A 12007-nucleotide genomic window follows, 5' to 3' on the forward strand; every position below is an offset into this window, starting at 1 on the left:
CGCTTGCCGGTGCCGCCAAATGAAGGTTTCGTGGGAGGAACCGGGTGCCGCAGCAGAGAACATCTATTTCAGAAGCTTTAGTACTACTTGGGTGGTGGTGAGCGTATAGTGACTGTCAAAACACAAGACCGCAAAATGCGCAAACTGCTCGGAAAGCTGCTGCTGCGCGACCGTCCGCTCATGACCAAGCTGATGGTGTTCTCTGCATTTCTCGTTGCGATTCCCATGCTGTGTGCCGGTTTGATTACGTACCGGCATTCTTCTGAAACGCTGGAAAGGGAAGCCAGGCAGTACAGCTGGCAGATTATTGAACAGGTAAAGCATTATGTTGAGGACTATTTTCGCGATTTCGAAATCAACGCGCTGCGCATCGTGAATCATCCGGATACGGCAGCCTTCATCAGAAGCGAAGCGAGGGAAGCGGAACCGGATGACGAGCTTGCGCACCGCGTCCGCAATGTGCTGAAAAATTCTGCCTATACCCGTTCGGATGTTGCGAATATGACACTGCTTGTCGATAACGGACTGAACGCTATCGATTCCAATGACCAGCCGGGTATTTCATCGGTCCGTGAGCTTCGGTCTGAGTATTGGTTCGGCAATGTTTCACCAGCCGGCAAGCCCAAGGTATACAGCCGGCTGGTGAAATGGAAGGGAAGAGTGGAACCAGTCATATCGGTGGTGAAAGGGATAGCCAATCCTCAAGATCTTAGTCCGTTCGGCATGCTCGTTATCGACCTGAATTATAAGCGCTTACAGGATGTGGCGCGGAAGGTAAGGCTGGGCCAATCCGGGAGCGGCTATCTCTTCATTCTTGATGAGCGGGATCATTATATCTATCACCCTAATTATGCGCGAATTGGTACGAAGGCGGAACAGGCGATTTTGCAGGCGGCAGGAAGGCAGCTGAGCGGTTCAGCCCTAACAGCGGCAGATCCGGCAGGGACGGCACGCCAATTCTTGACCTTCAGCACGAGTGAAGCGCTTGGCTGGCGGATGTTCACATCTATACCCTATACAGACCTGATGGCAAGCAGATCCTACATCGGCCGTACTATCGTGATTACGTCAGCAGCTTTTATTATGCTGGCTTATGTTCTCAGCTTCGGATTTGCCGCCAGCCTGGTTCGTCCGGTTCGACGTCTGTACCAGTTCATGAAACGCGTGGAAATCGGCGATTTGAAGGGAAGTGTGGAGGTGGAATCGAAAGACGAGATCGGCAAGCTTTCCGCCGGTTTCAATAAGATGGTGGCCAGGCTGCATGAACTGCTGGAGGAGGTTTACTTCTCCAAGCTGAGAGAAACCGAGATGTCCCTGCGCCAGAAGGATGCCGAGCTCAAAATGCTGCAGGCTCAAATCAACCCGCATTTTCTGTATAACGCGCTGGAGACAATCCGGGGGATGGCCCTAGAGCATGACCGTGATGATATCGCCAGCATGTCCGCTTCACTCTCTCGGCTGCTTCGTTACAATGTCAAGGATGATTCGCCTGTCGTCACCTTGCGGCAGGAGCTGGAGGTTGCTGAGGTGTATCTCAAGATTCAGTCCTTCCGCTTCGAAGACCGTCTGTCCTATTGCCTGAATATTCCGCAGTGGGCGCTTGACTTTCCTGTTCCCAAGTTCACGCTGCAGCCTCTGATCGAGAATAGTATTGTCCACGGATTGGAGCCTGAGATTGGGGGGATCGAGATCAGCATCACAGCCCGGCTGCTTAAGGAGGATGCGTACCTCTTGACCGTATCCGATACGGGAGCAGGGATGGAACCAGGGCAAATCACACAATTAATGAAGACAGAAGAACAGCCTAAAGGCCATATCGGGATCCGCAATGTGCGGCTAAGAATCGGACACTTGTTCGGGGAGCCTTATGGGATGAGTGTGGAAAGCGAGCGCGGTATTGGTACGGAGATTAAGCTTGTTCTGCCCTGCATACGTGACAGGAGGAGGGATTCGACTTGACCGGCTACAAAATTTTGTTAGTGGAGGATGAGAGATGGGTACGCACAGCGCTTCGAAAGGTGATTGAGAAATCCGGCATGCCCTTTGAGATCGCGCATGAGGCGACTAACGGTATGGAAGCTTCCGACTGGCTGAACGCCAACGAGGCAGATCTGGTTCTGACTGATATTCGGATGCCGGTTATGGACGGCTTGGAGCTCCTGAAGGAAATACGCATCCGCAGGCAGAACACCGGAGTTGTTATCGTTAGCGGCTATGACGATTTTGCTTATGCACAGGAAGCGCTGCGGCAGGGGGCTGTCGATTACTTCGTCAAGCCGGTTGAGGTTGACGATGTAATCCGGTGCTTTAATAGCTGGCAGGAAAGGCAGATTAATGCTGCGGAGAGGGGGGGCGGGGAGCGGCCGGCTCAGATGGAAGATATGTCCCCTGTGGAACAGGTCATCTTCCGGATCGCGCAGGATCCGCAGTCGCCTCTGACTATGGCGGAGGCAGCCGCATCGGTCCACTTGAATCCAAGTTATTTTTGCAAGCTGTTTAAGCAGAAGACAGGCAGGACCTTCACGGACTATATGACTGAAATGAAGGTAGCTGAAGCGGTCCGGCTGCTGGAGAAGACTTCACTTAGGGTAAGCGAGATTTCTTCGCGGCTCGGTTACACGGATACGGCTTATTTCAGCCATACCTTCAAGCGGATTACCGGCCTGACGCCAAGCGACTGCCGGAGGCAGGTTGAGGGTGGCAGGACTACGATTCGATTATAGAGAGGAGATGGATTTATGAGCGAATTTGGACAATGGGAAGCTGCGGAGCCGGGTGTGAAGCGAAGAGTTTATCCGCCTGGCACAAGCTTGATGATGATGGAGGTTCATTTTGAGGAAGGGGCCGAAGGGTACCTGCATGCTCATCCGCATGAGCAGTTCAGTTACTGTCTGCGGGGCAGCCTGGAGTTTTCAGTTGACGGGGCGAAAAGGATAATCCGTGCAGGCGAGACGATTTCCATTCCAGGCGGCGCAGTTCACGGTGTTGTAGCGCTTGAGCCGTCCGCTCTGCTGGACTGCTTCACGCCGCTGAGGGAGGATTTGCTGAAACGATAATAGGGTAGGCGTAAATGAGCGATGCCCTACTCCGTAAGAGAACTAGTCATACGTCCAAGCGCCGGGCATTCCACCTGCATAACATATCGTATAACACCATAAAGGAGGAATGCTCAAATGGCATACGGAGCAGCAGGAGTAGGAACTGGTGTAGGTGCAGGAGTATGGACGTCGACAGGTGCGATTCTGGTTCTGTTCATTCTGCTTGTCATCATCTCCCGTACAGGTTTTGGCATCTAAGTAATGGGGTAATACTATAACGTGCCCTGCTCGCAGGACACAACAGAAAGCGGCTGCCTGCTTGGGCGGCCGCTTTCTTCATCCTGGTAATGCGATCGTGAACTAAATGTTGGGATGCGGATTTCTGAGTGTTCCTTAATTGGAGTTTCCAGGCACCGGCGACTATAATGGTGAGATTACATAATGAATCTGGTATGCAGAGGAGACGAATGGATGGCGCTTGAAATCGAGAAGAAATTTTTGCTGACTAAGCCGCTGCAGGAGATTGTGGAGGAGCAGGATCTCAGAATTGTGTCAGAGCAGCGGATCGAACAAACCTATCTTGCCATTGATGCCGGCCAGGAGCTGCGAATTCGCAGAATCAAGGATCTGGGAACTGGAGAGGTGACTCATACACACACCTTCAAGAACGGCAACGGTCTGGTTCGCGAGGAAATTGAATACAGCATCTCAGCGGGTATTTATGAACAGGTGGCCGGAGCATTTGGTGCTGTGGCGCTGACTAAGAACCGGATTACAGCCGACTGGAAGGGGCGGCTCGTGGAAATTGACATCTATGACCAGCTGGAGCTCACGGTGGTAGAGGTTGAGTTTGCCTCTGAAGAGGAGGCGCTGGCGTTTATGGCTCCTGAGTGGTTTGGGCCGGATATCAGCGCAGAGAAGAAATACAGCAACAAGACGGTGTGGAGACAACTGCAGGAGCGAATGCCTGGTATCTAATCATTGTGAGTAATGATATATAGCAAGGGACTGTCTCAAAGTATTGACTTATGGGACAGCCCCTTTTTTCACTTCTCTGAAAGCGACTTCCATATGTCGAGCGGCATAGATAGACAGCTTCTGTCATAAATATTAAAGTCTGACAGGTAGAGCGGCTATGCCGTTCGGTCATTCCGTGGGCGAAGTACCCGTTTTAGGAAACTCTTGTTGCTTAATCAGCCGTGATGCACTAATATTTTCATAGAGTTCAAGAGTAAGCAGCAGCTTCGAATCAGCCTGGAAACAGGCTTAACTGAATAGCAAGGCATTCACTAAGATACAGGTTCCAGAGTGATCCCGGCAAGGGGCACTCGGATTAATAGGGAAGTCGGTTCAAATCCGACACGGTCCCGCCACTGTGAAGGACAAGGGCAGTTAGCCCTAATGCCTCGGCATCTAAGCCACTGGGAAACCGGGAAGGCGCCGACGGCTGTCTGAAGTCAGGAGACCTGCCTGTTATCGAGCTGCATCAATTCTGCGAGGAACGGAATGGTGTGCGATGCGAGTGCCGTTCAACATACGGCTCCCTGCCGGATGCAGCAAGATGGCTGCCATTATCATCCGGAAGGGGTACAGAAAATGCTGCCTTGTTGACCGGTCCAGCATCCCGCCTTCCGGGCGGGGTGCTTTTTTTGTGCCCTTTGTACTGAAGACGGCTTGTATAGGAGCATATGGGAGGGTCGCGTTATGAGAGGGAAATTGCTAATTGTCGGCTTCGGGCCGGGCAGCTTTGAACATATTACGAAGCGGGCAAGGGATGCCATAACCGAAAGCGATGTCATTATCGGCTACAACACCTACGTGGATCTGATCAGCGGCCTGCTGACAGACCAGCAGCTGGTCCGGACGGGAATGACAGAGGAGGTCAGCCGTGCTCAGGAAGCTGTCAGGCAGGCGGAGGAAGGCAAGAAGGTCGCCGTCATCTCGAGCGGAGACGCCGGTGTGTACGGGATGGCGGGCCTTGTTTATGAAGTGTTGGTTCAGAAGGGCTGGGATGCCAAGTCTGGTGTCGAGGTGGAGGTCATTCCGGGTATTTCGGCCATACAATCAACAGCTTCTCTGCTTGGTGCCCCGGTCATGCATGATGCCTGCACCATCAGCCTCAGCGACCACCTGACCCCTTGGGCGGTCATCGAGAAGAGGATTCAGGCTGCGGCGGAAGCGGATTTTGTTATAGCCTTGTATAACCCGCGCAGCGGCAGGCGCACTAGGCAGATCGTGGAGGCGCAGGCTATCCTGCTGAAGCATCGCAGCCCGGATACACCGGTAGGTATCGTGAAGAGCGCTTACCGCGACCGGGAGCATGTGGTAGTGACCACGCTTGCGCATATGCTGGATTTCGAGATTGGCATGCTGACAACGGTCATCATCGGTAATTCGACCACATTTCTGTACGACGGCCTGATGATAACGCCGCGGGGCTATCAGCGCAAGTACACGCTGGATTCGGACGTGCAGCCGCTGCGGCCGCATGAACGCCTGCGGACCGAAGCTGAGCCCTGGTCGCTTAATGCGGCTGAAGAAGCCAGATTGCAGGAGGCCGGGGAAGAGATCGGAGAATATGAAGACCTGGCAGGCATCGGGGTAGAGGAATGGCCTCACGCAGGGTCTGTTCAAGACAAGCCGGCCGGCGGTACTTCATACGAGCTAGCGGCTGAAGCGCTGATGCTTGCGTCCAGCCGGACCGGAAGACCGGCAGTGCCAGTCACTTCCGCTGCACCGCCGCAGCTGTTCCGTCAGGAAGAAGTCTTAGAGTTTGCCGTCAGTCCGGGTGTTGCCTCGAAGAAGCTGTCACCTGAACAGCTGATGCTCATTGCGGAAGCCGCAGGGGAGCACGGAGAGATTGAGTATACGACCCAGCATCAGCTGATTCTGCGCGTGCCGACCTCTGATCCCGAGTCGGTGGCCGGCAGGCTGCGCGAAGCGGGGCTGCTGTTAATGCCGCTTGGCGATGTAGCGCTGGTGAAGGCGTGTGATTTCTGTAACGGCGAGAAAGATGAATCGATTCCGTATGCCGAACAGCTGGCGGCGGCCTGGAACGGCAGAAGAATGCCCAAAGAGCTGAAGATCGGCTTCAATGGCTGCGGCATGGCCTGCTATGGAGCTGTTCACGATGATATCGGAATTATATACCGGCGCGGAAAATTCGATCTGTTCCTTGGAGCGAAGCCTGTCGGCCGCAATGCCCACGCGGGCCAGCCGGTTGCTGAAGGCATTGAGCCGTCGCAGCTGGTTGCTACAATTGAACGCATTGTTACAGCTTTCGCGGAGCAAGGACATCCGAACGAGCGTTTTCACAAGTTCTTCAAACGTGTCAAGAAGGTTGCCGGCTATGAATACCGGGAAGTGCCTGTATTAGTAATTGAAGATGCAGTATGCGGAGATTAAGGGGGTCTGGCATCAATGGAAGCAGTACTATTCGTGGGACATGGGAGTAAAGACAGCGCAGGCAACAACGAGGTGCGCGCGATTATAGAGGCCATTCGGGGCAGGCTTGATGTGCCGATTGTCGAGACCTGCTTTCTGGAATTCGAGCCGCCGGGCTTGATCAGCGGTATGGAGGCGTGTGTACGTCAAGGCGCCACAAGGGTGGGCGTCGTGCCGATCATGCTGTTTACAGCCGGGCATGCCAAAATTCACATCCCGGCAGCGATCGATGATATGAAGCTGAAGTATCCGGATGTGGTGTTTGAGTACGGGCGCCCGATCGGTGTGCATGAGCTGGTTCTGACGATCCTGCAGGAAAGAATGAACGAGGGCGGCTATGCACGTCAGGGAGAGCAGTCCCTTGGCGGGGCTGATGGCAGAAGCCGTTCCGACGTGGCCGTGCTGGTTATCGGCAGGGGAAGCAGCGACCCTGATGCGAACAGCGATCTGTTCAAGATGTCACGGCTGCTCTGGGAGCGGCTGGATGTGAAGCTTGTGGAGACGGCCTTCATTGGCGTCACAGCGCCTCTTATGGACGAAGGCGTGGAGCGCTGTCTGAAGCTCGGTGCCAAGCATGTCTATGTGCTGCCGTATTTTCTCTTCACCGGCGTGCTGATTAAGCGCATGGAGCAGTTTGTAGAGGATCTGCGGGTTCAGTACCCCGAGCATGCATTTACACTTGCGCCATATTTCGGCTTCCACCCGATGCTCCAGGAGGTGCTGAGGGAACGGGCGATTGAAGCGCTGCGCGGCGAAGCGAAGATGAACTGCGCGACCTGCCAGTATAGACTGGCGGCAATGGAGCATATCGACCATCATCACCATCATGATCACGAGCATGGTCATGACCATCACCATCATCACCACCACGACCATAGTCACGGGCATGACCACCACCATCACCACGATCACAGCCATGAGCACAGTCACGGCCATGATCACCACGACCACTCGGGAGAAGACGATCATGAACACAAGCCTGCAGAGAAGGTCCTGATTCAGGCGGTGAAGCCGTGAACGGGAAAAATCTGCTGCTGCTGGCGGGAACAGGCGACGCCCGGGAGCTGGGCGTGCGCATCGCTGCCAGCGGCTGGAGCGTAACAGCCTCAGTCGTTACGGAGAGTGCGGCAGCCTCGCTGGAGGCTGCCGGGATTCCGGCCCGGATTGGCAGGCTTGATGCGGACGGCATGGCTAGGCTGGCGGCTGAGCTTGGCGCCGAGGCGATTGTGGACGCGAGTCACCCTTTCGCAGAGGAGGCGTCCCGAAACGCGATAGCGGCGGCGTCTCTGGCTGCTTTGCCGTATATCCGCTATGAACGAGCCAGCCGCTCCTATCATGATCATCCCAATGTGACTGTCGTGGATGATTATGAAGCAGCTGCCGAGCTGGCTGCGGAGCGGGGCGGTGTCATTATGCTGACAACCGGCAGCAAGACGCTGGGGATCTTTACGAAGCGTCTGCTCGGCCGAACGGATATCAGGCTGGTGGCGCGTATGCTGCCCCGAAGGGATAACATGGAGAAGTGTGAAGAGCTTGGCGTCGAGCAGAAGAATATTGTGGCTATGCAGGGGCCTTTCTCGAAGGAGCTGAACAAGGCTCTCTTTGACCAATTTGGAGTTACATTGATGATCACGAAGGAGAGCGGCAAGGAAGGCGCTGTCGATGATAAGCTGGAGGCCGCGCTTGAGATGGGGCTGGAGACGATCGTGATTGGCCGTCCGGTGATTGATTACGGGACAGTCGTTTCGGGATTTGAGGACGTGCTTGCCAGGCTCGAACCATTGCAACTACATAAGGGCTAAGGAGTGAATGGAAATGGATTTCAAGACCGAGTTTAAACCGCTCAGCATTCAACCGCAGGAAATTGAAGCCAAGAGCTTTGAGATAATAGATGAGGAATTTGGCGAGCATTCCTTCACCAGCGAGCAGTACCGCGTTGTGCAGCGTGTTGTGCACGCATGTGCCGACTTTCAGCTGGGGCACAGCATGATTTTCCATCCGGATGCTGTACGGTCGGGGATTGAGGCAGTACGCAGCGGCAAGCTGGTCGTAGCGGATGTCCAGATGATTCAGGCAGGCATCAGCAAGCCCCGCATTCAGGCGTTCGGCGGCGACGTGAAGGTATACATATCCGATCCCGATGTGATGGAGGAAGCGAAGCGGCTGAACACGACCCGGGCGATTATCTCGATCCGCAAGGCGATCAAGGAAGCGCCTGGAGGCATCTATGCCATTGGCAACGCGCCAACGGCGCTGCTTGAGTTGATCCGTCTCGTGAAGGAAGGGGAGACGAAGCCCGGACTAGTAATTGGCATGCCGGTGGGCTTCGTATCCGCTGCGGAATCGAAGGAAGAGCTGGCGAAACTGGATATTCCCTTCATCACTAATGTAGGCCGCAAGGGCGGCAGTCCGGTAACGGTTGCTGCCCTCAATGCCATTACGCTGATGGCGCAGCAGCAGGGTTAAGCGATGAGCAAGGAGCAGGCAGCGGACAAACCGCTTCGTTACGGTTATACGACCGGCTCCTGTGCGACGGCTGCCACGAAGGCCGCGCTTCTGTCGCTTATTCTGCAGGAGCCGCATCGCCGGGTTGAGATCCGGCTGCCAATCGGCGAGGACGCTTCCTTTGACATGAGCGAATGTCACTATGATGAAGCGGAAGCGGCTGCCGGCACGATTAAGGATGGCGGAGATGACCCGGACGCGACGCACGGGGCATTAATCCGGTCCAAGGTATCATGGCGGGACGAGCCTGGCCTTGAGCTGGACGGCGGTGAAGGGGTAGGCCGGGTTACAAAGCCTGGCCTGCCGGTTGATGTCGGGCTTGCCGCCATTAACCCCGTGCCGCGAAGAATGATACTCGAGGCCGCACAAGCCGTTCTGGACGAATACGGACTGGAAAACAGGGGCTTGCGGATTGAAATTTCCGTGCCCGGCGGGGAAGAAATCGCGAAGAAGACGTTGAATGGCCGCCTGGGCATTATCGGCGGCATTTCCATTTTGGGCACGCGGGGAATTGTCGTTCCATTCTCGACGTCAGCCTATAAGGCAAGTGTGGCCCAGGCGATCCGGGTAGCTGCAGCGGGCGGCTGCACGCACATTGTGCTGTCGACCGGCGGACGCAGCGAGAAGACCGGTATTGCACTGTATCCCGAGCTGCCGGAAGAGGCGTTTGTTGAGATGGGGGATTTCATCGGCTTTGCCCTGCAGATGTGCAGGCGGCAGCCGGAGGTGCGCAGGGTAACACTGGTAGGTATGATGGGCAAGTTTTCGAAGCTGGCGCAGGGTGTCATGATGGTGCATTCGAAGAGTGCGCCGGTTGATTTTGGTTTTCTGGCCAGTGCTGCCCGTGATGCGGGCGCACCGGCGGAGGAAGTCGAGTTTGTGCGGACCGCCAATACGGCTGCACAGGTGGGCGATAGGATGGCGGAGCTCGGAATGACAAGCTTCTTCGATATCCTGTGCGAATCTTGCTGCCGGCAGTCGCTTCAACAGGTGAAGGGCGGGCTGGAAGTGGAAACGGTGCTCTGCACGTTAAAAGGGGAACTGCTGGGAAGGGTGAGTATAGATGGAACAACCGGTTAAGGTGATCGGGATCGGCGATGACGGCGCAGCAGGGCTGCTTCCCCAGTATTTGAGCTGGATCGAGGAGAGCAGCCTGCTTGTCGGCGGCGAGCGCCAGCTGGCTTTTTTTCCAGCGTACAAGGGGGAGAAGCTGGTCATCAAGGGCGGGCTGTCGGAGCTTGCGGGAAGGCTGCGCGCTGATTCGCGTAAGACCGTGGTGCTGGCTTCAGGCGATCCGCTGTTTTACGGAATTGGCGGTTATCTGGCGAAGCAGATCAAGGTCGAGATATATCCGCAGCCAAGCTCGGTACAGCTGGCCTTCGCCAGAATGGGGGAGAGCTGGCAGGATGCTCATATCGTGAGTATCCACGGCCGCAGCATGAAGGGATTGGCGCAGCGGATTGACGGGCGCAGCAAAGTGGCTGTTTTGACAGATGAAGAGAACAGTCCGGGATCGCTGGCGGCCTATCTGCAAGAGTTCGGCATGACCGAATACCGGGCATTCGTAGCGGAGAACCTGGGCGGAGCGGAGGAGCGGACAGGCTGGTATACGCTGGAAGAGATGAAGGCTGCCGCATTTGCCCCATTGAACATTGTCATTCTTAAACGTGAGGGCGAGTCGCCGGCCTGGCCGCTTGGCATACCTGATGAATTGTTTGTCCAGCGCAAGCCGGACAAGGGCCTGATTACGAAGCGGGAAATCCGTGTGCTCAGCCTGGCGCAGCTTCAGCTGACCTCACAGAGTGTGGTGTGGGATATTGGCACGTGCACCGGATCGGTTGCCATAGAAGCGGGCCGGATTGCCAGAGAAGGGGCAGTGTTTGCGGTAGAGAAGAACCCCGACGATCTGGCGAACTGTCTAACGAACAGCCGCAGGTTCCGGGTGGATCTGACAGCGGTTCACGCCAAGGCGCCGGAGGGGCTGGATGGCTTTGCGGACCCGGATGCGGTGTTCATCGGCGGAAGCGGCGGCGAGCTCCGTTCGCTGCTTCATATCTGCTGCAGCCGTCTGCGGCCCGGCGGGCGCGTGGTGTTGAACGCTGCCACGCTGGAGAATATGGCGGAGGCGGTCAAGGCCATGAAGGAAGAGGGCATGGAGGTCGAGGTTACCCTGGCCCAAATCTCACGCAGCAAGCCGATTCTGGATATGACAAGGCTGGAGGGGCTGAACCCGGTCTTCATTATTACCGCATTCCGCAGCAGCCAAGAGGAGGAGTCTACAGATGACGGAAGCTAAGCCTGGCATATTATATGGTCTTGGAGTAGGACCCGGCGACCCGGAGCTGATCACGGTTAAGGCGTTCCGGGTGATGAAGGAGAGCGCGGTTATTGCATACCCGAAGAAGCGCTCCGGCAGCAAGAGCTATGCGCTTGAAATTGTGGAGACCTACATAAACCCGGCGGAGAAGCACATGCTGGGCCTGGTCTTTCCGATGACGAAGGATCAGGAAACGCTGGACCGCCAATGGAGCAAGACGGTGGAGCAGGTGTGGGAGCAGCTGCGCGAGGGGCATGATGTGGCTTTTGTCACGGAAGGCGATCCGATGCTGTACAGCACCTTTATTCATATGATGCGGCTGATGAAGGAGCGTCACCCCGAGGTAGAGGTGCGGACAGTGCCGGGCATTTCATCCATTAATGGCGCGGCATCCCGGCTGAATCTGCCGCTGGCTGACGGAGATGAGCAGATTGCCATCGTTCCGGCAACAGATGACGCAGCCGCCATGCGGAAGGCGCTTCTGGAGCATGACTGTGTTATTTTCCTCAAGGTGTCCAAGGTGCTTAATGCAATGATTGAGCTGTTGGGTGAGATGGGGCTGAAGGAGAAGGCAGCGGTATTATCCAAGGTCACGTCAGGTGAGGAAATGGTCTGGACACGGCTGGATGAGCTGGTGGATGCCGATCCGGGATATTTGACACTCATGATAGTTCGTAAATAGATGATGGACGATAGCGGGAGA

12 protein-coding genes and 1 riboswitch are annotated in these 12007 nt (G+C 55.7%); all 12 genes read left to right on the forward strand.

What is annotated here, in order from left to right; genetic code table 11:
- Positions 1-108: 108 nt before the first annotated feature.
- Complete coding sequence (locus DNH61_RS09475; RefSeq protein WP_111146419.1) at positions 109-1959, forward strand: cache domain-containing sensor histidine kinase; 1851 nt, start codon at positions 109-111, stop codon at positions 1957-1959.
- Positions 1956-2723, forward strand: a complete 768-nt coding sequence (locus DNH61_RS09480) for a response regulator transcription factor (protein WP_245948094.1) — start codon at positions 1956-1958, stop codon at positions 2721-2723. The genes DNH61_RS09475 and DNH61_RS09480 overlap by 4 nt, the downstream gene beginning before the upstream one ends.
- 15 nt (positions 2724-2738) lie before the next feature.
- Positions 2739-3056: a cupin domain-containing protein gene (locus DNH61_RS09485; protein WP_111146420.1), complete on the forward strand. Its 318-nt coding sequence runs from the start codon at positions 2739-2741 to the stop codon at positions 3054-3056.
- Between the two features lie 117 nt (positions 3057-3173).
- A complete protein-coding gene (locus tag DNH61_RS09490) occupies positions 3174-3296 on the forward strand; it encodes a sporulation protein YjcZ (protein ID WP_111146421.1) in 123 nt (40 codons plus the stop codon).
- 183 nt (positions 3297-3479) lie between these two features.
- The gene (locus tag DNH61_RS09495; protein WP_425452231.1) at positions 3480-4016 is read left to right on the forward strand and encodes a CYTH domain-containing protein; all 537 of its coding nucleotides are present in this window, start codon (positions 3480-3482) and stop codon (positions 4014-4016) included.
- Positions 4017-4319: 303 nt separating this feature from the next.
- Positions 4320-4526, forward strand: a riboswitch (cobalamin riboswitch).
- A gap of 216 nt (positions 4527-4742) precedes the next feature.
- Positions 4743-6443 (forward strand): precorrin-3B C(17)-methyltransferase, encoded by a 1701-nt coding sequence (gene cobJ, locus DNH61_RS09500; protein WP_111146423.1) that lies wholly within the window; start codon positions 4743-4745, stop codon positions 6441-6443.
- Between the two features lie 15 nt (positions 6444-6458).
- A complete protein-coding gene (locus DNH61_RS09505; protein ID WP_111146424.1) occupies positions 6459-7499 on the forward strand; it encodes a sirohydrochlorin chelatase in 1041 nt (346 codons plus the stop codon).
- On the forward strand, positions 7496-8284 hold the full coding sequence (gene cobK, locus DNH61_RS09510) for a precorrin-6A reductase (protein ID WP_245948096.1): 789 nt from the start codon (positions 7496-7498) through the stop codon (positions 8282-8284). Before DNH61_RS09505 ends, cobK begins: the two co-directional genes overlap by 4 nt.
- Before the next feature lie 13 nt (positions 8285-8297).
- Positions 8298-8948 carry a precorrin-8X methylmutase gene (locus DNH61_RS09515; protein ID WP_111146425.1) on the forward strand — a complete coding sequence of 217 codons (651 nt, stop codon included), beginning with the start codon at positions 8298-8300 and terminating at the stop codon, positions 8946-8948.
- A gap of 3 nt (positions 8949-8951) precedes the next feature.
- The gene (locus tag DNH61_RS09520) at positions 8952-10067 is read left to right on the forward strand and encodes a cobalt-precorrin-5B (C(1))-methyltransferase (protein WP_111146426.1); all 1116 of its coding nucleotides are present in this window, start codon (positions 8952-8954) and stop codon (positions 10065-10067) included.
- The gene (gene cbiE, locus DNH61_RS09525; protein ID WP_111146427.1) at positions 10051-11283 is read left to right on the forward strand and encodes a precorrin-6y C5,15-methyltransferase (decarboxylating) subunit CbiE; all 1233 of its coding nucleotides are present in this window, start codon (positions 10051-10053) and stop codon (positions 11281-11283) included. Before DNH61_RS09520 ends, cbiE begins: the two co-directional genes overlap by 17 nt.
- Positions 11270-11986 carry a precorrin-2 C(20)-methyltransferase gene (cobI, locus tag DNH61_RS09530; RefSeq protein ID WP_111146428.1) on the forward strand — a complete coding sequence of 239 codons (717 nt, stop codon included), beginning with the start codon at positions 11270-11272 and terminating at the stop codon, positions 11984-11986. The genes cbiE and cobI overlap by 14 nt, the downstream gene beginning before the upstream one ends.
- The last annotated feature ends 21 nt before the right edge of the window (positions 11987-12007 follow it).

It is taken from the genome of Paenibacillus sambharensis, from assembly GCF_003233845.1.
GTDB classification, from domain to species: Bacteria; Bacillota; Bacilli; order Paenibacillales; family Paenibacillaceae; genus Paenibacillus_I; species Paenibacillus_I sambharensis.

Excerpts from the sequence above, each read along its gene's own strand:
- DNH61_RS09485 (WP_111146420.1), top strand. The coding sequence starts at position 2,739 with ATGAGCGAATTTGGACAATGGGAAGCTGCGGAGCCGGGTGTGAAGCGA.
- DNH61_RS09490 (WP_111146421.1), top strand. The coding sequence starts at position 3,174 with ATGGCATACGGAGCAGCAGGAGTAGGAACTGGTGTAGGTGCAGGAGTA.
- DNH61_RS09495 (WP_425452231.1), top strand. The coding sequence starts at position 3,480 with ATGAATCTGGTATGCAGAGGAGACGAATGGATGGCGCTTGAAATCGAG.
- cobJ (WP_111146423.1), top strand. The coding sequence starts at position 4,743 with ATGAGAGGGAAATTGCTAATTGTCGGCTTCGGGCCGGGCAGCTTTGAA.
- DNH61_RS09505 (WP_111146424.1), top strand. The coding sequence starts at position 6,459 with ATGGAAGCAGTACTATTCGTGGGACATGGGAGTAAAGACAGCGCAGGC.
- DNH61_RS09515 (WP_111146425.1), top strand. The coding sequence starts at position 8,298 with ATGGATTTCAAGACCGAGTTTAAACCGCTCAGCATTCAACCGCAGGAA.
- DNH61_RS09520 (WP_111146426.1), top strand. The coding sequence starts at position 8,952 with ATGAGCAAGGAGCAGGCAGCGGACAAACCGCTTCGTTACGGTTATACG.
- cbiE (WP_111146427.1), top strand. The coding sequence starts at position 10,051 with ATGGAACAACCGGTTAAGGTGATCGGGATCGGCGATGACGGCGCAGCA.
- cobI (WP_111146428.1), top strand. The coding sequence starts at position 11,270 with ATGACGGAAGCTAAGCCTGGCATATTATATGGTCTTGGAGTAGGACCC.